Source organism: Micrococcus sp. 140720015-1, assembly GCF_053627595.1.
The window spans coordinates 102,355-123,466 of the sequence record NZ_JBSEYC010000001.1 but is presented as its reverse complement, the minus strand read 5'-3'; the positions used below and the strand labels follow the sequence as shown (position 1 = coordinate 123,466).

Sequence of the window (21,112 nt, the reverse complement as noted above, 5' to 3'; positions counted from 1 at the left end):
CCCACCACCCTGGCCGAGTCAGCCCCGCGCTCCTATCGTGAGGCCATGAGCACCCATCGCCTGTCCTCCACCGCCCTCGGGTTCGCCGCCGGACTGGGCACTGCGGCCGCTGTCACCGCAGCCCGCAAGATCGCCCTCATGGGCGCCGTCGGGAAGGGCCACCCGCTCAAGCACCGCCTCCTGGACGCGGCATCCGGCCTGGTCCAGCCGAAGTACCCCATGGGCGCGATGAGCACCTATCTCAACGGACTGCACTTCTACGCCGACGACCTCGGCCGACAGGTCGAAGCCAGCCACTTCTGCATCCACCTGCGCCACGACCTGCACCAGTGCGTGATCTTCGACCGCAACGCGCCGGACGCGCGGCTGATCGGCATCGAGTACATCATCAGCGAGGAGCGGTTCCGCAGCCTCCCCGACGAGGAGCGGCGTCTGTGGCACAGCCACCACTACGAGGTGAGCTCCGGTGCCCTCACGGCCCCCGGGGTGCCCGAGCTGGCCGAGCACAGTTACTTCGAAGACCTCATCCACACCTACGGGAAGACGTTCCACACCTGGCAGTACGACCGGGACGACTTCCCGTACGGCATCCCCCAGCTGATGATGGGCCTCACCGGCGACGGCCAGGTGGACGAGGCCCTCCTGCGCGCCCGGGACGAGCGCGTGGGCGTGGACACCGCGGCCAAGCGGCGCAAGCGCGCGGACATCCCGGTCCCGGACGTGGTGCCGGGCGCGAACAGCTGGGAGCGCGGGCGGGTCGTGCAGACCACGCTCGAGGAGCGCCCGGTGCGGGGCCGCGACGACTGAGGGCGGCGTCGTCGGCCGGGCGCCGTTTCCCGAACGAAAACGATGCGACACGCCGCCGTTTCCCGAACGAAAACGCTCGGCGGGCCGGCGCCGTCATCCGGATCGGGCCGGGGCGCCCCGCGAGGGACAGCACGTCCGCCGCACGTGTCGCGTCAGCGAGAGCGCTGGGCTCAGACCTTCCCCTTGAGCAGTCGGTGCCAGTAGATCCGGGGCTGGCCGAAGCGGTCGAACGCCGCCGTGCTCTTCCGCGGCTTCGTCAGGTCCACGCCGGGGACCGACCGGTCCTCGGAGCCGTCGCGGACGTGCTCGTCCAGGACCAGCTCGTCCCGGCTGACCATCACCGGGATCACGGTGTAGCCGTCGTACCTCTGGAACGGCTTCCCCGCGTCCGCGGCCTGGATGTTCTGCGCCAGGACCTTGACCTGCCGGCGCAGGGCACCGCCGGAGGGCCGCGTGCCCAGGGCGGCGGCGTCGCCCAGCGCCCACACGTGCGGGTGCACGGGATGCAACAGGGTCGCGGGATCCGCGGCCGCCAGGCCGGCCTCGCCGTCGTCCGCCAGGCCCGCCTCGGCGATGAACTCCGGGGCCCGCACCACGGGCGTGATGTACGCGGCCGCGACGTCGGTGATCCGCTCACCGGTGTTGAGCACCACCTCGCGGGCCTCGTGGTCCACGGCGTTCACCTCTGCGTCGGCGTGCACACGGATGCCGTACCTCGCCACGGCCTCGGCCAGAGCGGGGTCGATGGTCTGCCGGTCCAGGATCCGGCCGTACGGGGTCACCAGGTGGACATCCACGTCCGGCAGGATCCCCGTGCGCTCCCACGCCGCGCAGGCCAGGAACAGCGCCTTGAGCACGGTGCCGCCGCACGAGGAGGGCTCAGCCGGCACATTCGCCACCACACGGTCCCCCGCGGCCACACGCGACAGCAGCGCCCGGGCGGCGTCCACGTGCTCGGGCACGTGCGCACTCGCCGCCCATCCGGCGGCGTAGGCCTCACGCAGCCCGTCGATCGCACCCCACCACGGGGTCAGCCCCGGGCAGAGCACCAGGTGGCGGAAGCCCACGGTCAGCCCGGTGGTCGTCACCGCGGTCCGTTCCTCGGCGTCCACGGCCACGACGTGGTCCGGGATCCATTCGACCCCGTCCGGGATGACGGCCCGCATCGGCCGTTCGAACCGGGCCATGTCCGCCTGCCCGCCCGCCGCGTAGTTCAGCATCGGCCGGTAGCGGTGCAGCTGTTGGCCGTCGGCGATGGCGACCCGACCCTGCCGCTTCCGCCGCAGTGCGGCGGCCAGGGACACGCCGGCGTTACCGCCACCGACGATCAGGATGTCGTACTGCTCGGTCACGTGGTCCTCCGTGGGGGTGACGGGGTCAGGGGAACGGCACGACCGCCCCCGCAGACGTGCTCCGCGGCAGACGGGACGTGCCGCCCATCCTCCACTGGGGGCCGGGGCCGGCGCTAGCCGGCGAGGCCCAGCAGCCGCAGCTGGTCGGCGTACTTGCGCATCCCGACCTCCACGGCCTGCGGGTTCTGCGCGTACCAGTCCAGGTGGGTCTGCCGCAGCTGCTCGGCCGGAACGGTCTGTCCGGCCACGGTCCAGTCCTCGGTCGGCTCGGCGTCGAGGTCGAGGGCCTCGACCACGGCCGCCTCGAGGGGCGCACGCACCCCGCCGAGGAGCACGCGGGAGGCGGGCACGGGCTGGACGGCGACGTCGCCCGGCAGGCGCTCGGCCACGCGCTCGGCCACGCGGGTCAGCACCGTGTTGGTCGGGTGGTTCACCGTGTAGAAGCCGACGCCCCGCTCCGCCGCCACCAGATCCGCCATGGACAGCGTCCCCTTCGCCTCCTCCCGCGCCCGCAGCGCCTGCACGGACGCGGCGGCGGCCTCGCGGATCCCCGCCGGCGCCACCTCCCGACGACGGCCCGTCGCCGCCTCGGCCAGCACGCGCAGGTCGTGGTACGGCACGACGGGCGGGTCCTCCCCCGGCCGCTCGGCCGCCCCGGGCGCGAACTTCCAGTTGCGGAGGGTGACCTGCCAGGGGAAGCGCGAGACGTCGTACACCACGGGGATTCGCACCACCACGGCGTCCTCGGGCAGCCGGGCCACGAGCTGGTCCGTGCCGATGGGCATGCCCCGGTAGTCGTGCGGGATCGGCTGGGCGACGAGCGCCTTCACGCGCGGCAGCAGCCGCTCCAGGTGCTCGACCTCGTCCGGCTGGACCTCGAAGGCGGGCGGCACGCGGACGCTCACCAGGTCCGCCCCGTGCAGCGGTGTGCCGGGCTCCCCGCCGAGCAGCCGCCGATACGACTCGCCCTGGCAGTTGCCCCACACCAGCAGCAGGTCGCCCTCGGGCAGGTCCTCGAGCCCGTAGAAGTGCCCGTAGTGCCGGCGTCGTCCCTCGTCCTCGTGCACGCCTGCGTCCTCTCTCCTCAGCCGTCCTCGCGCCGGATCCAGTCGACGCCCGTCTTCCCGAACCACCAGGCCAGGAACGCGGAGAGCGCCGCGATGCCCATGCCCACGGTGGCGTCCGAGCCGCGCCCGTCCTCCAGGTACTCCATGATCACCGAGACGCTCGCCACGAAGAACAGTGCGGCGCCCAGCGCGATCCCCACCATGGCCGTGCCCGCGAGCTTCCAGCCCACGCCGCCCCCGCGCGCGGCCGGTGCCGCGGACGCCGCGACGGGTGCCGGCGGCGCCCACCGGTGCGCACCCGCGGGCGGCACGGACGGCTCGGCACCGTGGCGCTGGCGCAGGGACTCCGGGATGATCGGCTCGTCCGGGGTGGGCGGGGCCGCCTCGCTCCACAGCCGGCGCACGGTGCCCCGCCCGCTCTGACGGGCGAGCGCCAGCACCACCTCGGCGGTCCGCACGGCCTCGGACCCGGAGCCGGTCGGGTGTCCGCCGTCGGGGATGCCGAGGGCCTGGGCCGCGGTCGCGATCCGGGGCGGGGCGACGTCCGGACGGAGACGGCCCACCAGGGCCAGGGCGTCCCGCCACTCGTGCTCCTGCGGCGCCCCGCCGGTCGCGCGGGTGGCCGCCTCGTACGCGCCCCGGTCCCGGTCCGCCCCGGACGCCACGAACGGCAGGTGCTCTCCCAGCAGGTCGAGCTGGGCGGCCACCTCGGGCCAGTCCGGCGCGTCGGCGACGGCGGCCTCGTCCACCCCGTGCAGCTGCGTGTGCAGGCGGGAGAAGGACGTCGGCCCGGTCGGCGGGCGCACGGGCCACCGTTCGGCGGCGACGATCTCGCCGCCACGCACGAGGGCCATGTCCACGGCGCACACGGACGCCGGGTCGGCCCCCGCGGTGTGGATCTCCACGGCCACGAAGTCCAGTTCGTCCAGCTCGCTCATCGGTCCTCCCGTGTTCCGTCCTGTCCGCGATTGTGTCAGCCCCGCCCCGCGGGCACCGGCCCGCTCAGCCCCAGCCGCCCCACCACGCCTCGAGGTCCGGCACGGCGGCCACGGGCGCCCAGCCCAGTCGGGAGGCGGGCACCCGCCACACCCGCGACGTCCCGCCCCGCCGGCGCCGCCACCGCGCCCGGGCGCACGTCAGCACGGCGAGCACGGCGCGCTCGCCCAGCACCTCCACACGCTCGACGCCGGCCCGTTCCAGGCGCAGCAGCCACGCGGCGACGGCGTCCGCGTCAGGCCGGGCTCCGGCCGCGGCGGGCCGCAGCGGCATGCGCACGTCCACGGACCAGTCGGGCACCGACCGCACGGCCTCGAGGTCGCCGCGCGCCGGCGACGGCGGCAGGTCCTCGGGCGCCGCCGCGCCGCCGTCGGGCTCGCCCAGCAGCCGCACGCGGGGGTCGCCGAGCGCGCGCGCCGCCGCCTCGTCGAGGTCGCCCACGACGCTGACCCGCGCCCCCGGTGCCGCGCGCAGCACGGCGTCCACCGCCACCACGGCCGCCGCCGCGCCGTCTGCGCCCTCCGGCACCCGCACGCGCGCCTCGACCCGCAGCGGGCCGGCCAGGGACAGGCCGTGGCCGCGGGCCGTCGTCGCGGGGATGCGGAAGGCCAGCACGAGCGCCTCGCGGGCCTTCACCCGGGCAGCCTCGGCGGCGTCGCCGCGTCCGCCGAAGTCGGCACCGGCCTGCCACGCCACCGCGTCCGGCGCGTGGCGCAGGGCCGCCCCCACGCGCCACAGCCGGTGCGCCAGCTCCCAGTCCTCCCCGCCGTAGCCCACGAACGCGGGGTCGAAGCCGCCGGCGTCCTCGTAGACCTCGCGCGCCACCGTGAGCACGGCGGAGATGACGTACCGGTAGCCGGTGGAGTCGGCGCGGTGCAGGTCGTCCGTGGCGCGGTACCCCTCGCGCAGCCAGGCCGGCTCGGCCAGGCGGGCGTCCGCGGGCACCTCGTCCCCGGGCCGCCAGCCGTCCGCCCAGGCCCGCTCCAGCCAGGCCTCGGCCAGGTGCCGCCGCCGGCCCACCACCGCGGCGTCCCGGGGCGCCGCGGCCACCGCCGCCAGCGCCGCGGCGAGGTACCCGGGCTCGGGGAGCATGTCCCCGTCGAGGAAGGCGAGCACGTCGCCGTCGGCCGCCTCCGCCCCGAGCACCCGGGCCGCCGAGGCGCGGAACCCACGGTCCTGCTGGCGCACGGTCACCACGTCGAACGGCAGGCCCGGGTCCACCCGGGGCGGAACGGGCGAGCCGTCGTCGGCCACCACGAGCTGCAGCCCCCCGGTCAGGCCGCGCTGGGCCGCGAGCGCGGCCGTGAGCCGGTCGAGGTCCGCCTGGGCCCGGTAGTAGGGCACCACCACGGAGACGGCGGCGCTCACGTCCACCTGTGCACGCGGCGGAGCACGTCGAAGAGCATCCGCGCGCAGTCCTCGGCCCCGGGCGAGAGGTCCACGCCGGGGTCCAGCCACGTGCGCTCGGGGTCCTCGACCGCTTCGGCGATCGCCTCGGCCATCGCGAAGGCCGGCGACCCGTTCGGGTGCACGAGCCGCAGGGTGCCCGGTCGCAGGCGCGCCATCTCCTCGGTGTAGCGGCCGGCGGAGGCGATGGCCCGCCGCCCCACCGAGGTCCACGCCGCCAGGGACCCGGACGCGGACACGTTGCGGTGCGCCGCGAACGGGATGCCCGCCGAGAGCAGGGCCGCGTCCGCGAACTCGTCCGGCACGAACCCGGTGACGCGGAACTGCAGGCCGCGCGCCTCGGCGTCGCGGGTCAGCTCCGCCACGAGGTCGTCGTGGCCGGCGCTGACCGGTCCAAGCGCTGTCAGCCGGCGCGGCGCCCCGGAGTCCGGGCCCCACTGGCGGTGCAGCTCGGTGAGGGCCTCCAGGGCGAGGGCGTGCCCCTTGCCCGGGTAGACGAAGCCGAAGAGCACGACGTCCTGGTCGAGGCCGGCCATGCTCTCCGGCACCACCGGCTCGGCGCGGGCGGCCGCGGCCCGGCGGTCCTCCACGGGCAGCGGGACCACGTCCGCGGCCACGTCCACCAGGTCCGCCAGCAGCGCCCGCTCGTGCTGCGAGGAGACCACGACGCCGGCCACCGCCTGGGCGAGCCGCGCGTACGCCTCGCCGCGGCGGCGATAGCGGCCGTCGCCCTCGGCGGGCTGCGGGATGTCGTGCAGGGTGAGCGTGGCGCCCTCGGGCAGGACGTCGACGAGCAGGTCCGCGGCGGCGGTCGCGGTGGGGCCGAACAGCGCGTCCGTGACGTCCAGGTGCACGGCGGCGCCCAGCGCGCGCGCCTCCTCCAGCAGGGGCACGAGGCCCCGGAACGCCGCGACGTCCTCCGCCGTGAGCAGCTCCACCTCGGCGCCCACCCGCCGGAGGGCGGCGGCGGTCTGCCGGCCATGGCGCACCACGCCGTGCTCCGGCGCGCCCACGGTCACGTACAGCACACGTCCCTGCGGCTGCGAGTCCACGTCCACGATCCCCTTCACCTGCGGCGGCGCTCCTCGACCCGGCGGCGCGCCGGAACGGGCAGGATGCCGCTGCTCCGATTCTCCGATCCTGCCCTGACAGACTAGATTTCGCGACCCCCGACCCGGGACGGGGACACGCCGCCCGCACGGCATCGCATCCCCCAGGTCAGGAGGCCCTCCCCCGTGAGCATCACCGTCCAGCACGTGCCCGCGCAGCACCCGTACACCCGCGCGATCCGCCCCCTCGACCCGGGCGCCGCGCCGGACGTGGAGTTCCTGCCGGACCCGCCGGTGCCGGACGCGCCCGCACACCAGTGGTGGCCGCCCCGGGCCCTGGACGCGGAGTGGCTGGCCGAGCACCGCCCGGACGTGCTGCACGTGCACTTCGGCTTCGAGCACTTCAGCCCCGCCCAGCTGGCCGCCGCCCTGGACGCGCAGCACGCGCACGGCGGCGCCGTCGTCGTGACCGTGCACGACCTCGAGAACCCGCACCTGACGGACCAGGGCCCCCACCGGGACCGCCTGGCCGTGCTGCTGGGCCGCGCGGACGCCGTGCTCACGCTCACTCCCGGCGCCGCGGCCACCCTCGCCCGCGACTACGGCGTGCGCGCCCTCGTGGTCCCCCATCCGCACATCGTCCCGCTCGAGGACCTCGCGGCGCGGGGCGACGACGACGCCCCCGGCGTGCTGCCCCCCGACGCGTCCGACGACGGCGACGGCGCGGCCGCCCCCGCCCGCCTGCTGGTGCACGCCAAGGACCTGCGGGCCCAGGTGGCCCCGGTGGCGCTGCTGCCGGTGCTCGCCGCCGCCGTCGGGACGCTGGCCGAGCGCGGCGTCGACGCGCGGGTGACCGTGGAGGTCCAGGACACCGTGCAGGACGAGGACGCCCTGGCCGCGCTGCGCGCAGGCTGCGCCCACCACGGCTTCGAGCTGTGGCAGCACGACCGGCTCGACGACCCCGCTCTGCACGCGCTGCTGCGCGACGTGGACGTGTCCGTGCTGCCGTACCGCGTCGGCACCCACTCGGGCTGGGTGGAGATGTGCCGGGACCTGGGGGTGCCGGTGGCCGTCGCGGACATCGGGCACATCGCGGACCAGTCCGGCGCCTGGTTGAGCCCCGACTCGCTCGCCGCGTTCGACCCGGAGGACTCCGACTCCCTCGCCGACGCGCTCGAGACGCTGGTGCGCGCCCGGGAGCGCACGGCCCCCGCCGACCCGGCCGCCCGGGCCCGGCAGCGCCGTCGCGTGGCCGCCGCCCACGTGGCCGTCTACCGCGAGGCCCTCGCCCGGGCGCGCGGGGCGCTGCCGGGCGTGTCCGTGCTGGTCATCACGGGGCACCGGGACGAGCACCTGGCCCGCGTGATCGCCGGGCTGGAACGCTCCCACCGCCGCCCGGACCAGGTGGTCGTGGTGTTCATGGGCCAGCCGGACGGGCGCGTCCCGGCCACGGACCTGCCCGTCACGGTGGGGCACGTGGCCGCCGAGGCCGGCCTGCCGCTGGCGCAGGCCCGCAACCGCGCGGCCGAGCTCGCCACCGGCGAGATCCTCGTCTTCCTCGACGTGGACTGCATCCCGGCGGCCGAGACCGTCGGCGTGCTGGCCACCGAGGTCGCGGCCCACCCCGGGTCCGTGGTGATGGGCCGGCCCCGCTACCTGCGGCCGGGCTGGACCCGCGACGTCGGGGAGGCCGACCTGACCTCGCATCGCGCCGACGCCCTGCTGCGCCGCCTCTCCGTGCCCCACCGGGCGCGCGCGCACCTGACCGCCGGCCCCTCGGACGAGTGGCACCTCGTGTGGACGCTGATCCTGGCGCTGCGCCGCGCGGACCTGGCCCGCATCGGCGGTTTCGACGCGGGCTTCACCGGCTACGGCGCCGAGGACACGGACCTGGCCTTCCGCGCCCGCGACGCCGGCCTGACGCTGCGGTTCAGCCCCGCCGAGGCGTTCCACCAGCACCACGGCGTGATGACCCCGCCGCTGCACCACCTCGAGGACATCCTGGTCAACGCACGCCGCTTCCGGCAGGTGCACGGCCGATGGGCCATGGAGGGGTGGCTGCGCGCGTTCGCGGACGCGGGGCTGATCGCGTGGGACCCCGAGGGCGAGCGGCTCGAGCTGCTGCGTCACCCCACGGAGGCGGAGCTGACGGTCGCCCGCCGCGACGACGCCGCGTACTGAGGGGCGCGGCGGCGGGCGCGGGCCGGACTCAGCCCAGGGCGCCCTCGATCGCCGCCTCCCAGCGCCGCCGGTACTCGCCCGGCGCCACGAGCAGCAGGCCCGCGAGCCGGTCGGCGGCGGCCGGGTCGGCGAGGGCGCCGCGCACCGCGCCGGCCCAGTCGGCGTCCGGGTCCTCCCACGCGCACCACGGCACGCCCGCGGCCCGGTGGATCTCGCGGACGAACACGCGCTGCTCGTCGAACGGCCGCGGCTCGGGGGCGAGCACCACGGGGCGGCCGGAGCGGGCGGCGTCCACCACGGCGTTGTGCCCGGCCGAGACCACCACGACGTCGGCCTCCGCGGCCCGGCGGGCCGGCGCCTGGACCCAGCCGTGCAGCGTCACGGTGGCGGGCATCGCCTCCGCCGCGAGCCCGCCCGGCGCCGCCGGCTCGCCCACCCCGGCGATCGGACCGTACACCTCCCACGTCGCCTCCGGCACGGCGGACGCCGCCCGGGCCAGGTCCGCGGCCCGCACCCCGCCGCCGCCCGTCCCGGCGATCACGGCGACGCGCGGGGCGGCGCCGGTGGACGCCGTCGTGGTGGCGCGGGTGCCGAGCCGGCCGGTGACGTCCGCGACCCCGAGGTAGGCGACCCGGCCCGCGTGGGCGGCGCGCCAGGCGGGGACCTCGAGCTCGGCGGCGTAGTGGGCGAAGAGGCCGTCGGCCTCGGCGTAGACGAGGGCGTGTGCGGGGTCGGTGCGCTCGCCGTGCATGCGGCGGTGCAGCACGGGCCAGCCCGCCAGGCGCAGGAACAGGGCCGCCTCGACGGACACGTCCACCACGCACACGTCCGGGTCCACCCGCTGCGCCGCCGCGTGGAGGGCGTCGAAGCGCGCCCGGATCTCGGGCCCCACCGGGGACCAGTGCAGGGGCGAGCGCGCCGGCTGCTCGTGGCCGGGCACGAGGTCCGACGGCAGCGGGATGACGGGGACGTCCGCGGGCAGCAGTGCGGCCGCCCGGGGGTGGGCGGTCACGACCGTCACGTCGAACGCCCCGGTCGACGCCAGGCCGGCGGCGTGCCGCAGGTGCCCCGCCCCGTGCTGGTGGGCGTAGTAGAGGACCCGTCTGCGGGCCGGGGCCATCAGAGGGACTCCAGGTCCGCCGCCTTGGCGGACGGGCGCGGGGCCTCCTGGGGGTCGAACCCGTACGCGTCCTCGGCGGCGGCGAGGTCGCGGGCGTCCTCGGCGGCCTGCTCGAGCAGGTCCACGTAGCCCTCCACCATGGTCTCCGCGCTGAACCGGCAGGCCCACGCACGCACGCGTCCCCGGTCCTTGCGGCGGGCGTGGCGGATCGAGACCGCGAGCTCCTGCGCCGTGTGGTGCACGGCCAGCGCGCCGGCCTGCGGGGCGACGATCTCCCCCATCGCGCCGCTGAGCAGCGCCGCCACCGGCACGCCGAGCGCCATGGCCTCGACCACGGCGAGCCCGAACGGCTCGGCCCACAGGGGCGTGGCCAGGAAGACCTCGCCCGTGGCGAGCATGTGCGGCAGCGTCTGGTGGTCGAGGTGGCCGTGGTAGACGGTGTCCGGGCCGAGCCGCGGCACGACCTCGCGGGCGTGGTATTCCTCGTCCGAGATCGGCCCGGCGAAGTGCAGCTCCATGCCCGCGAGCCGCGCGGCGTCGATCGCCACATGCAGGCCCTTCTCCGCCGTGATCCGGCCCGACCACACGGCGCGGCCGCGCACGGGGACGGCGTCGGAGACCCAGTGGTGCAGCTCGATCCCGTTGGGCACCACGTCCACCCGCGGCAGCCGGTGCTGCCAGGCCAGCGCGTTCGACGCGGACACCGAGGCCCACCGGTGGTGGTCGGGGGCCGTCCAGCCCGGGGCGTCGACGACGGCCAGCACCTCCGCCAGCGTGGCCGGCGTGTGCAGCACGGTGACCATGGGGCGGGCACGCAGCAGCTCCAGCGGCGCCGGGGAGAGGGAGTTGTTCAGGACGGCGTCGGAGTCGTCGTCGAGGATCAGCGCGCAGGCCCGGCGGGCGGCCGCCTCGCGCACGCGGGCGCCCGCGCGTCCCGGGCCGGCGCCCTCGGCGGGCAGCACGGCGACGACGTCGCCCGGCAGCCGGGTGCCCTCCCGCGCGTAGACGGTGACGTCGTGGCCCCGGCGCACGAGGTGCTCCACGGTCATGGCCGTGTGCATCTCCAGCCCGCCTTCGTAGGGCGAACGGATGGGGTGGAGCATGTGGGTGAGCACGCTGATGCGCATCGGCGTCCCCTTCCCGGCCCGGGCCGGGCCGAACGGCCCCGTGCGGGGCGGCAGAAGCGCGACTGACCTGCGGTGAGACGACCGCATCACGTCCGCGCTGACGTACCCCGGCACTGTAGACACCCGGGGGGTCCCCCCGGAAGCGCCGGCCCCCCTCCCGGAGGTGAGGGCAGGGCAGGCGCACACGCCCCCGTCACGAGAAAGTCCCGGCCCGCGACCTCGAGGATCGCGGACCGGGACGGTCCGTGGAGCTAAGGGGAATTGAACCCCTGACCTTTTCATTGCGAACGAAACGCTCTACCAACTGAGCTATAGCCCCAGGTCATGCCCTCCCGCGGGAGCGCACCGGACCATCATACGCCCGACGCCCCCGATCCTCCAATCCGGCGGCGCCACGCGGCGACCACGCCGAGCACCACACCCGCCAGATCCGCGACGACATCCACCGGGTCCCCCGTCCGCAACGGCACCCACGCGTGCTGCACGAGCTCGCTCACCGGCGCGTGCACCGCGAACGGCAGGGCCCACCACGCGCTCCGCCCCCACCAGGCGGCGAGGAACGCGGGCAGCGCGAACACGGCCACGTGGATCGCCTTGTCCAGCCCCGGCACGGCGAACCCGGCCTGCGGCACCTGCTCGCCCGGCAGGTACAGCACCACCAGCTGCACCACGACGGCGACGGCCAGCGCCGCCGCCAGGGCGCGGCGCCGTCGTGGGGAAGCGGGGGCGGAGCGGGCGGCCGGGGAGCCGGAGGGAACGGTCATCCGCCCATTCTGTCCGGCGTCCGCGCCGGGCACTCATGGTCCCCGCCCTGCTGAAAAGTCTCTATGTTTTTGTCATTTCTGCGCCGACCATGTGATGATCGCGCCATCCGGGTGGGCTCGTTCCGCCCGGATGCCGGTGTTGACAGCGCCGCCCAGGGCCGAGGGACCGCGATGGCTTGAGCAGAGAGCTCGCCGTTCGTGGACTCGGGACCCGGCGGGATGCCCTCCACCTCCCCGGCCCCTGGCCGCGACGTGATCGGTACGCCACCCTCCGCCCTGCGGAGCCGTGCCCTGACCGGACCGCGCCGGGAGATCGGGACGTCCGTAGTCACTCGTGCGAAAGGAAGTTCGATGCCGCCCTCCCAGGACGCAGCATCCCTGACCCAGCTCGGCGTGATCGGGGTGATCCTGCTCGTCGTGCTGTTCTACGGCGGGACCATGATCATGTCCGTGGCCATCTCCAAGAAGAAGGAGAACGCCGACGCCTACATGACCGCCGGAAACAAGATCGGCTTCGGCGTCTCCGCAGCCTCCATGACGGCCACCTGGATCTGGGCCGCCTCCATGTACGCCTCCGTGACCGCCGGCTACACGTACGGCGTCTCCGGCCCTCTCCACTACGGCCTCTGGGGCGCCCTGATGATCCTGTTCATCTACCCGTTCGGCCGCCGCATCCGCGCGGTCGCGCCGCGCGCCCACACCCTCGCCGAGGTCATGTACGCCCGGCACGGCCGCTCGTCGCAGCTCATGCTGGCCGGCTCCAACGTGCTCGGCTCCGTCATCTCCCTGACCTCCAACTTCATCGCCGGCGGCGCCCTGATCTCCCTGCTGTCCCCGCTGTCCTTCGGCGCGGGCATCCTGATCGTGGCCGCGGGCGTGCTGCTGTACACCCTGTGGTCCGGCTTCCGCGCCTCCGTGCTCACCGACTTCGCCCAGGTGATGGCCATGCTCGGCGCGACCGTCATCATCATCCCCGCCGTGTTCTTCGCCGCCGGCGGCCCGGACATGTTCCAGGCCGGCGTCGAGGCGGGCCACGTCACGGCCCAGCAGCAGAGCTTCTTCTCCTCCGACGCGTTCATGAACCAGGGCGCGCCGTACATCGCCGCCGTGCTGGCCTACGCGATCGGCAACCAGACCATCGCCCAGCGCCTCTTCGCCGTGCGGGAGGACCTCATCAAGCCCACCTTCGTCACGGCCACCCTCGGCTACGGCGGCACCGTGATCGGCGTCGGCATGCTCGGCGTGATGGCGCTCTACCTGGGCGTGGAGCCGCTCGACGGCGACGTCAACAACCTCCTGCCGCAGATGGTCGCCGACCACCTGCCGCTGGCGCTCGTGGCCCTGGCGTTCCTGATGATCATCGGCTCGCTGTCCTCCACCGCCGACTCGGATCTGTCCGCCCTCTCGTCGATCGTGATGACGGACGTCTACGGCCAGTCGGTCGGCCGCAAGAACGCGGACCCGAAGACCATGCTGCTGATCGGCCGCATCACCATGATCGTGGCGACGGCGGCGGCCCTGTACTTCGCCACCGCCAAGTTCGACATCCTCGACCTGCTGGTCTTCGTGGGCGCCCTGTGGGGCTGCCTCGTGTTCCCCGTGATCGCGTCCTTCTACTGGGGCAAGATCACCAACGTCGCGTTCACGGCGTCCGTGCTCGCCGCGCTGGCCGTGTTCCTGCCCGTGCGCTTCGAGTGGATCCCGCTCGAGGGCGCCTGGGCGTTCGTGGTGGAGACCCTCGCGATCCTCGGTGTGGGCGTCGTGCTGGGCATCATGTGCTTCGGCTTCTTCGGCCTGCGCCCGGCGGTCGTGGTCGGCGCGATCGCCTCGGTCGTGATGCTGTTCCTCGGCTACGGCTTCCTGCGGGACTACGCCACCCTCACGGGCTCGCTCGTGGCCTACGCCGTGTCCTTCCTCGTGTGCTGGGGGCTGTCCGTCCGCTCCGGGCAGGACTTCGACTTCGACCGGATCGCGCGCGTGACCGGTGACTTCGACCCCGCGACCGAGGGCCTGCCGCAGGCCGAGCGCGCCTCGGCCTCCGTGTCCTGATCCCCCGTCCACCGACTCGCAAGGAGCATCCGCATGACCGTCGGTCTCACCCTGTACGTCCTGATGTGGCCCGTCCTCGTGCTGGCCGTCCTCGTCGCGATCGCCCGCGGCTTCTTCGCCGACTGGGCCGCGGCCCGCCGCGAGGGCCGCTCGATCATCTGAGGCCTCCGCCGGGGGCGGCCCGGCCACGGGAGCGGCCCGGATCAACCGTTCGGGCGATGCCCCGGCACGGGCCGCTCTCCAGCGTGGAGGGCATGATGCGCCACTACGACGCCGCCCTGATGTACACCGTCCTCGGCCTCGCCGCGGGCCTGTTCTACCGCGAGTACACCCAGGCCCACGAGTTCACCGGCGCCACCGAGCTCGGCACCGTGCACACGCATCTGCTGGGCCTGGGGCTGACCGTGACCCTGGTGGTCCTCGCCCTCGACGCGGTTGTCGGCCTGACCGGCCGCGGCCCGTTCACCCGGTTCTTCCGGCTCTTCCACCTGGGCGTGCTGGTCACGTCCGTGATGATGGCCGTGCGCGGCGTCCTCACCGTGGACGGCCTGACGCCCGCCGAGACCTCGGCCGCCATCCCGGGCATCGCCGGACTCGGCCACATGCTCGTGACCGCCGGTCTCGCGCTGCTGTTCGTCGCCCTGTACAGCGGCGAACGGGAGCGTCAGGACCGCCTCGAGACGGGCCGCACCGGCGGCGCCGTCATCGAGGGGGCCTGACCCGCTCGATCCCCTGCTCGACCGCGCCCGCGTCAGCGGGCGCGGTCGAGCAGGATCACGTCCAGGCGGCGCGGCCCGTGCACGCCTTCGACGCGCTCGAGCTCGATGTCGCTCGTGGCCGAGGGCCCGGAGACCATGGTGATCGGCGCCGTCGCCTCCACGCGGGCCAGCGCCTCCGGGAAGAGCTCCACCACGGAGTCCAGCGGCACGATGCACACGTGGTGGTCCGGGACCAGGGTGATCGCCCGGCGGCCCTCGTCCGGGCGGCCGCTCAGGAAGATCGTCCCGGTCTCCGCGCAGGAGACCGTCGAGGACGTCACCACCGCGTCCACCTCGTTCAGCGCGTCCACGTTGAGGGGCTCGCGCTCGCCGTCGTGGGCGCCGCGGACCGCGGCCCGCTCCCCCGTGTGACCCACCGCGGGCTCCGTGATGCGCTCCCGGCCGGCCCCGCGGGAGTCCGCGGGGAGCCAGTCAGGCTCCAGACCGGCCGGCACCACGTACCGGGCGTCCGGGCCGAGCAGCTCGGCGATGGCCGCGGCCACCGTCTCCTCCGTCTCGTCCCGCACGGAGGCCCGGTAGTCGATCAGCCGATCGCGCAGCATCTCCACCACCTCGGCCCGGTCCCGGGAGGAGGTCCGCCGGTAGGTGCGCTGCACCGGGTCCGCGACCGGCCCGTCCGCCGTCGCCTCGCGGATGCGCCGCAGGATCTCGGCCTTCGCCTCGCTCATCGTCCGTCCTCCTCGACGTGCTCGTCCTCCTGGCGGTCCAGCCCGGCGACCCCGTCCAGGGCGGTCCGGTGCTCGGTCTCATCCTTGTGGCGGGCCCACCAGTTGCGGAAGGACTCCCGCGGGGGCGCCGGCACGTCACGTTCGTCGGTCCAGCCGCCGGCGATGCCCGGCAGCCAGCCGAGCACCCGGTCCGGCCCGGCCGCGACCCGGCCCAGCCCCAGGCCCCGCTCGGCCAGCGACATGCGCCGACCCGAGGACATCACCACAGAGGCGCCCTTCATCGCGACGTCCATCTGCGAGGGCGTGACGGACTCCACCGCCGTCTTGGCGCGGGCCAGGGGTCCGGCGTCGCCGTCCCCCTCCGTGCGCAGCGCCTTCCGGGCGGCGTGGGTGGCCTGCACGTCCTCGTCCCGGAGGTGGATGAGGATCGAGGGGATGTCGATCGCCACGGGGCACACGTCGTAGCACGCGCCGCACAGCGTGGAGGCGTAGGGCAGAGTGCCGTTCTCCCCCGCGTCCACACCGGTGAGCTGCGGGGAGAGGATCGCGCCGATCGGACCCGGGTAGACGGAGCCGTAGGCGTGGCCGCCGGTCTGCTCGTACACGGGGCACACGTTCATGCACGCCGAGCAGCGGATGCAGTGCAGCGCGGAACGGCCCTTCGGGTCGGACAGCACCGCCGAGCGGCCGTTGTCCAGCAGGACCAGGTGGAACTCCTGGGGCCCGTCGCCCTCGGTGACGCCCGTCCACATGGAGGTGTACGGGTTCATCCGCTCACCCGTGGACGAGCGCGGCAGCAGCTGCAGGAACACCTCGAGGTCCTCGAAGGTGGGCACGAGCTTCTCGATGCCCATCACGGTGATCAGCGTCTCCGGCAGGGTCAGGCACATGCGGCCGTTGCCCTCCGACTCGACGACGGCCAGCGTGCCCGTCTCGGCGACGCCGAAGTTCGCCCCGGAGATCGCCACCTTCGTGCTCAGGAACTTCTCGCGCAGGTGCCGGCGTGCAGCCTCGGCCAGGTCTGCCGGCTCGGAGGTGAGGCTCTCGTCCGTCTCCGGCATCTCCCGGAGGAAGATGTCCCGGATCTCCCGGCGGTTGCGGTGGATCGCCGGGACGAGGATGTGGCTGGGCCGGTCGTGGCCGAGCTGGACGATGAGCTCCGCCAGGTCCGTTTCGACGGCGGCCACGCCGGCCTGCTCGAGCGCGGCGTCCAGGCCGATCTCCTGGGTGGCCATGGACTTGACCTTGATCACCTCGTCCACGCCCTTGGCGGTGACGAGCTCCGTGATGATGCGGTTGGCCTCGGCCGCGTCCCGGGCCCAGTGCACGACGCCGCCGCGCGCGGTGACCTCGGACTCGAGCCGCTCCAGGAGCGCGGGCAGGTCCGCCATGACGGACTGCTTCAGCGCCGAGCCGGCGGCACGCAGCTCCTGCCAGTCCGGCAGCTCCTCGACGACGCCGGCACGCTTGGCACGGATGGTGTGCGTGGCCCGGCGGATGTTGGCGCGCATCTGGCCGTTCCCCAGCTGCTCGCGGGCAGACTCGGGGAACGGGGTGTTCAGCAGGATCTCGCCCTCGCCGTGGACGGGGCGGACGGTGGGCATTCCCAGGCGCACGCGGGTGGGTGCGGTGCTCATCGGCGGGCCTCCTCGACACGGGCGGACGGTCCGCGGCGGACGCCGGCGGACGCGGGGATGGACAGTTCGACGGGGCCGTCGACCTCGAGCGGATTCTCCCGGGTGGCCGCGAGGATCTCGGCGAGGTGCACGGTGCGCAGCGGGCGGCCGTCCTGACCGCGCGCCTCTCGACGGTGCATGGCCCCGTCCAGGTGGAGCAGGCAGGACGCGTCGCCGCCCGTGCAGAGGGAGGCGCCGGACGCGGTGACCTTCTCGATCTTCTCCTCCGCGATGGCGGCGGAGACGTCCGGGTTCTTCAGGGAGAAGGTGCCGCCGAAGCCGCAGCACTCCTCGGCGTCCGGCAGCGGGCGCAGGTCGATGTCCGCGACGGTGCGCAGCAGGTCCTCCTGGCGCGAGCCCAGGCGCAGCAGGCGCATGCCGTGGCAGGAGGGGTGGTAGGTCACGGTGTGCGGGAACCAGGAGCCGAGCTGGGCCCCGGCGTCCGTCACCCCGAGGACGTCCGTGAGCAGCTGCGACAGCTCGAGGGTGCGGGAGGCGACGACCTCGGCGTCGCGGGCCAGACCCTCGTCCCCGCCGGAGCGGGCGACGTCCGGCTGCTGGTGGCCGAGCGAGGCCACGCAGGAGGCGGAGGGGGCGACGGCGAGGTCGTAGTCGGCCTTCATGAAGGTGCGGACGTGGTTGCGCACCACGGGCAGGGCGTCCTTCATGTATCCGCTGTTGACGTGCATCTGCGAGCAGCAGACCTGGCCGGGCGGGAAGACCACCTCATGGCCGAGCCGCTCGAGGATGCGGACGGTGGCGAGGGCCACCTTGGGGTACATCGCGTCCACGATGCACGTGGCGAACAGGGCGATTCTCATGCCGGTCTCCGTTCCGGACGGGGCGCCTGGGGCGCCGTGCGGTGCGGCAGCACACGGGTGCCGTAGTGGTCAGACCATATCATGCCAGCACCTTGCAAGGTGACCACCCTCACAGTACGCTCCTTGGTCTGACCACAGTGGTCCGACCATCACCGGCCCGACCGGATCCCGCCCCGTCCCCTCGCCCACCGGGAGACCCCCGTGCACACCTTCACCCCCACCCCCGATGCCGCCGGCAGCGTCGCGCTCTCCGCCGCGCTCGGCGTCCTGCCCCTGCTGACGTTCTTCGCCACCCTCCTCGGCCTGCGCCTCAAGGCCTGGCAGTCGGGCCTCGCCGCGCTCGTGGTGGCCCTGCTCGTGGCCGTGCTGGGGTTCCACATGCCGGCCCACCTGGCGGCGCTGGCCGCCGCCCAGGGAGCGACCTTCGGCCTGTTCCCGATCGTCTGGATCGTCGTGATGGCGCTGTGGTTCTACCAGGTCACCGTGCTCTCCGGGCGATTCGACGACATGCGCGCGATCTTCGACTCGCTCGGCGGCGGAGACATCCGCATCCAGACTGTGCTCATCGCGTTCTGCTTCGGCGGCCTGCTCGAGGCCCTTGCCGGCTTCGGCGCCCCCGTGGCCATCACGGCCACCATGGTGCTCGGCCTGGGCGTGCCCCCGCTGCGGGCGGCCACCGCCGTGCTGCTGGCGAACACCGCGCCCGTGGCCTTCGGCGCCGTGGGCACCCCCATCACCACCGCCGGCACGCTCACCGGCATCCCCGCCACCCACATCGGCGCGATCGTCGGCCACCAGGCCCCGTTCGTGGCCGTGATCGTGCCGTTCCTGCTCGTGTTCATCATCGACGGGCTGCGCGGCGTGCGGCAGACGTGGCCGGCGCTGATCGTGATCGGCCTGAGCTTCGCCGTCGCCATCTGGCTGGCCTCGACCCACTTCTCCTACGAGCTCACCGACGTGGTGGCCTCCCTGGTCTCCCTCGCCGCCGCCGTCCTGCTGCTGCGCTTCTGGCGGCCGCGCGGCGCCGAGGAGGCCCGCCAGCGCCTCGACGCCCCCGCCCGCGCGGCGGCGCAGGACCTCACCCCCGGCCGGATCTTCATGGCCGTGCTGCCCTACATCGTGGTCGTGGCCGTGTTCGCCCTGGCCAAGCTGGTGCCCCCGATCACCGCGGCCCTGAACTCCGTCACCGCGAAGATCCCGTGGCCCGGGCTCGACGGGCACCTCGTCGACGCCTCCGGCGCGCCCCTGGCGAGCACCGTGTACAAGTTCGAGTGGCTGGCCTCCCCCGGCACGCTGCTGCTGATCGCCGGCCTGATCATGGCCGTGGTCTACTCCCGATTCGACCACGACGGCCGGTTCCCGCTCTCGGTGGGGAACGCGCTCGCCGAGATCGGCCGCTGCTTCGCCCGCATGCGCTGGTCCGCCCTGACGATCGTGATCGTGCTCTCCCTGGCCTACGTCATGAACTTCTCGGGCCAGACGGTCGCCATGGGCACGTGGGTGGCCGGCCTGGGCGCGGCCTTCGTGTTCCTGTCCCCCGTGCTCGGCTGGCTCGGCACCGCCGTGACCGGCTCGGACACCTCCGCGAACGCGCTGTTCTCCACCCTGCAGCAGACCGCCGCCACGAACATCGGCGCCGATCCGGCCCTGCTGGTGGCCGCCAACACCTCCGGCGGCGTCGTGGGCAAGATGATCTCCCCGCAGTCCCTGGCGATCGCCGCGACGGCGGTCGGCATGGAGGGACGGGAGTCCGAGATCCTGCGCCGCGTGGTGGTGTGGTCGGTCGTGCTCCTGCTGGCGGTGTGCACGCTCGTGTACCTGCAGTCCAACGTGCTGGCATGGCTGCTGCCGGCGGCGGGCTGACCACCTGCACCACCAGAACGGGGCGGCGTCCGTCGGTAGGATGGACGGTCGCCGCCCCGCCCCCTCGGAAGGTCCGTCCATGACCGCTGCCCCCGCCTACACCATCGTGCTCGACTGGCTCGAGGCCGAGCTGCGCTCCGGCGCCGTGGTCGTGGGGGACAAGCTGCCCGGCGAACGCACCCTGGCCGAACGCTTCGGCATCTCCCGGGCGTCCGTGCGGGAGGCCACCCGGATGCTCGAGGCCATGGGCCTGATCCGCGCCAGCGCCGGCTCCGGGCCGAACTCGGGCGCCGTCGTCGTCTCCGAGCCGTCCGCGGCGCTGGGCTGGGCGCTGCGCCTGCACATCGCCACCCGGTCCCTGCCGATGGCCGACGTCGTCGCCGCGCGCGTGCTCCTCGAGACCGATGCGGCGCAGGCCGCCGCCGCCACCTCCGGCGACCCCGAGAGCGTCGCCGTCCTGGCCGAGGCCGAAGCCCTGCTGGACCGGATGGACGACCCCGCGCTGCCGGAAGAGGACTTCCACCTGCTCGACACCGAGTTCCACGTGCGGCTGGCCACCCTGGGCGGGAACGTCGTGACGACGATGATGCTGGACTCCCTGCGCCAGGCGACCATCGGCTACGTGACCGAGACCGTGGCCGGGCTGTCCGACTGGCCCGCCGTGCGCGCCGGTCTGCAGGCCGACCATCGGCGGATCCTCGCCGCCTCCACCGCCGGGGACGGCCGGGCGGCCGCGCAGGAGCTGCGGGAGCACGTCCTCGGCTTCGCCGCCCTCGCCCAGACCGGCAGGGTGCCCGCCGCCGGCTGAGCCGGCGGACGGCTCCGGCGGTTCAGGCGGTGACGCCGTGCACCAGGGCGCCCACGCCCACGGCGGTCAGCGAGCCCAGCGCACAGCAGAACTCCACGAGCATGCCCACACCCATGGCCGTGAGGGCGCCGACCGAGCTGCTCAGGGCGGCCCGGGCGTCCCGGGTGCGGGCCCACTGGGAGGCGAACAGGCCGACGGCGAAGCCGAGGAACAGACCCACCACCGGGACCACGAAGAACCCGACGGCGGCGCCGGCCACCCCCCACAGGATCGGGCCGCGGGCGACGCGTTCACGCCGCAGCCGCCGGCCAGTCAGCACCGCGGACGCGCTCAGCCCCGCCACGGCGAGACCGGCCGCAATGACGCCGAACGTCCAGGACGCGGGGGAGCCCAGCAGCGCGGCCCAGCCGAGAGCCGTCACGAGGTTGAGCAGCGAGCCGGGCAGGACGGGGTACACGGTGCCCACCAGCCCCACCAGGAGCAGGAGCACGGCCACGAGGGAGATCAGCGCGGGAGTCACCGCACCAGTATGACGGGACGGGCACCGCGGTGACGGCGGCATCGGCGACCGCGCAGCG

General features: G+C 74.6%; 19 protein-coding genes and 1 tRNA gene. 7 read left to right on the top strand and 13 right to left on the bottom strand.

All coding sequences use genetic code 11. The annotated features are described in order from the left end of the window. The first annotated feature begins 45 nt into the window (after nt 1–45). Nucleotides 46–807, top strand: coding sequence for an OBAP family protein (locus tag ACUXPL_RS00575; protein ID WP_454181192.1), 762 nt, complete (start codon nt 46–48; stop codon nt 805–807). A 170-nt stretch (nt 808–977) separates the two neighbouring features. Here ACUXPL_RS00575 and ACUXPL_RS00570 read toward each other — a convergent pair whose 3' ends face one another. From ACUXPL_RS00570 to ACUXPL_RS00550, 5 genes are all read right to left on the bottom strand, one after another. Continuing rightward, a complete protein-coding gene (locus ACUXPL_RS00570; RefSeq protein WP_454181190.1) occupies nt 978–2,159 on the bottom strand; it encodes an NAD(P)/FAD-dependent oxidoreductase in 1,182 nt (393 codons plus the stop codon). A gap of 113 nt (nt 2,160–2,272) precedes the next feature. Further along, a complete protein-coding gene (locus ACUXPL_RS00565) occupies nt 2,273–3,226 on the bottom strand; it encodes a WcbI family polysaccharide biosynthesis putative acetyltransferase (protein WP_454181188.1) in 954 nt (317 codons plus the stop codon). A 17-nt stretch (nt 3,227–3,243) separates the two neighbouring features. Further along, a complete protein-coding gene (locus ACUXPL_RS00560; RefSeq protein ID WP_454181186.1) occupies nt 3,244–4,164 on the bottom strand; it encodes a hypothetical protein in 921 nt (306 codons plus the stop codon). Between the two features lie 64 nt (nt 4,165–4,228). Next, on the bottom strand, nt 4,229–5,590 hold the full coding sequence (locus ACUXPL_RS00555) for a glycosyltransferase (protein ID WP_454181184.1): 1,362 nt from the start codon (nt 5,588–5,590) through the stop codon (nt 4,229–4,231). Further along, the gene (locus tag ACUXPL_RS00550) at nt 5,587–6,699 is read right to left on the bottom strand and encodes a glycosyltransferase family protein (protein ID WP_180536172.1); all 1,113 of its coding nucleotides are present in this window, start codon (nt 6,697–6,699) and stop codon (nt 5,587–5,589) included. The genes ACUXPL_RS00555 and ACUXPL_RS00550 overlap by 4 nt, the downstream gene beginning before the upstream one ends. Before the next feature lie 165 nt (nt 6,700–6,864). Between ACUXPL_RS00550 and ACUXPL_RS00545 the strand changes: the two genes are divergently transcribed. Further along, a complete protein-coding gene (locus ACUXPL_RS00545; RefSeq protein WP_454181182.1) occupies nt 6,865–8,859 on the top strand; it encodes a glycosyltransferase in 1,995 nt (664 codons plus the stop codon). Between the two features lie 28 nt (nt 8,860–8,887). Here ACUXPL_RS00545 and ACUXPL_RS00540 read toward each other — a convergent pair whose 3' ends face one another. The 4 genes from ACUXPL_RS00540 to ACUXPL_RS00525 form a co-directional block, all read right to left on the bottom strand. Beyond that, on the bottom strand, nt 8,888–9,979 hold the full coding sequence (locus ACUXPL_RS00540; RefSeq protein ID WP_454181180.1) for a glycosyl transferase: 1,092 nt from the start codon (nt 9,977–9,979) through the stop codon (nt 8,888–8,890). Continuing rightward, a complete protein-coding gene (locus ACUXPL_RS00535; RefSeq protein WP_454181178.1) occupies nt 9,979–11,106 on the bottom strand; it encodes a glycosyltransferase in 1,128 nt (375 codons plus the stop codon). Before ACUXPL_RS00535 ends, ACUXPL_RS00540 begins: the two co-directional genes overlap by 1 nt. Nucleotides 11,107–11,352: 246 nt before the next feature. Then, nucleotides 11,353–11,425, bottom strand: a tRNA-Ala gene (locus tag ACUXPL_RS00530). A 34-nt stretch (nt 11,426–11,459) separates the two neighbouring features. After that, on the bottom strand, nt 11,460–11,870 hold the full coding sequence (locus ACUXPL_RS00525) for a VanZ family protein (protein WP_180536176.1): 411 nt from the start codon (nt 11,868–11,870) through the stop codon (nt 11,460–11,462). Between the two features lie 351 nt (nt 11,871–12,221). Here ACUXPL_RS00525 and ACUXPL_RS00520 point away from each other — a divergent pair, with 351 nt between their 5' ends. Genes ACUXPL_RS00520 through ACUXPL_RS00510 form a run of 3 tightly spaced genes read left to right on the top strand, consistent with a single transcriptional unit; the run spans nt 12,222 to nt 14,638 of the window. Next, on the top strand, nt 12,222–13,919 hold the full coding sequence (locus tag ACUXPL_RS00520; protein ID WP_454181176.1) for a sodium:solute symporter family protein: 1,698 nt from the start codon (nt 12,222–12,224) through the stop codon (nt 13,917–13,919). 33 nt (nt 13,920–13,952) lie between these two features. Continuing rightward, a complete protein-coding gene (locus tag ACUXPL_RS00515) occupies nt 13,953–14,081 on the top strand; it encodes a putative transporter small subunit (RefSeq protein ID WP_020624128.1) in 129 nt (42 codons plus the stop codon). Nucleotides 14,082–14,137: 56 nt separating this feature from the next. Next, a complete protein-coding gene (locus ACUXPL_RS00510) occupies nt 14,138–14,638 on the top strand; it encodes a DUF2871 domain-containing protein (protein WP_454181174.1) in 501 nt (166 codons plus the stop codon). A gap of 32 nt (nt 14,639–14,670) precedes the next feature. Here ACUXPL_RS00510 and ACUXPL_RS00505 read toward each other — a convergent pair whose 3' ends face one another. Genes ACUXPL_RS00505 through ACUXPL_RS00495 form a run of 3 tightly spaced genes read right to left on the bottom strand, consistent with a single transcriptional unit; the run spans nt 14,671 to nt 17,863 of the window. Then, a complete protein-coding gene (locus ACUXPL_RS00505) occupies nt 14,671–15,366 on the bottom strand; it encodes a LutC/YkgG family protein (RefSeq protein WP_454181172.1) in 696 nt (231 codons plus the stop codon). Beyond that, on the bottom strand, nt 15,363–17,003 hold the full coding sequence (locus tag ACUXPL_RS00500; RefSeq protein WP_454181170.1) for a lactate utilization protein B: 1,641 nt from the start codon (nt 17,001–17,003) through the stop codon (nt 15,363–15,365). Before ACUXPL_RS00500 ends, ACUXPL_RS00505 begins: the two co-directional genes overlap by 4 nt. Beyond that, the gene (locus tag ACUXPL_RS00495; RefSeq protein ID WP_180536180.1) at nt 17,000–17,863 is read right to left on the bottom strand and encodes a (Fe-S)-binding protein; all 864 of its coding nucleotides are present in this window, start codon (nt 17,861–17,863) and stop codon (nt 17,000–17,002) included. The genes ACUXPL_RS00500 and ACUXPL_RS00495 overlap by 4 nt, the downstream gene beginning before the upstream one ends. 201 nt (nt 17,864–18,064) lie before the next feature. On the opposite strand from ACUXPL_RS00495, the gene ACUXPL_RS00490 reads away from it, so the two are divergent. Continuing rightward, on the top strand, nt 18,065–19,726 hold the full coding sequence (locus ACUXPL_RS00490) for an L-lactate permease (RefSeq protein ID WP_454181167.1): 1,662 nt from the start codon (nt 18,065–18,067) through the stop codon (nt 19,724–19,726). 79 nt (nt 19,727–19,805) lie between these two features. Beyond that, nucleotides 19,806–20,534 (top strand): FadR/GntR family transcriptional regulator, encoded by a 729-nt coding sequence (locus tag ACUXPL_RS00485; protein ID WP_180536182.1) that lies wholly within the window; start codon nt 19,806–19,808, stop codon nt 20,532–20,534. A 22-nt stretch (nt 20,535–20,556) separates the two neighbouring features. Here the strand turns inward: ACUXPL_RS00485 and ACUXPL_RS00480 are convergent, their stop codons facing one another. Further along, entirely contained in the window at nt 20,557–21,054 is a 498-nt protein-coding gene (locus ACUXPL_RS00480) for a DUF456 domain-containing protein (RefSeq protein WP_454181165.1), read from the bottom strand. Nucleotides 21,055–21,112 lie beyond the last annotated feature (58 nt).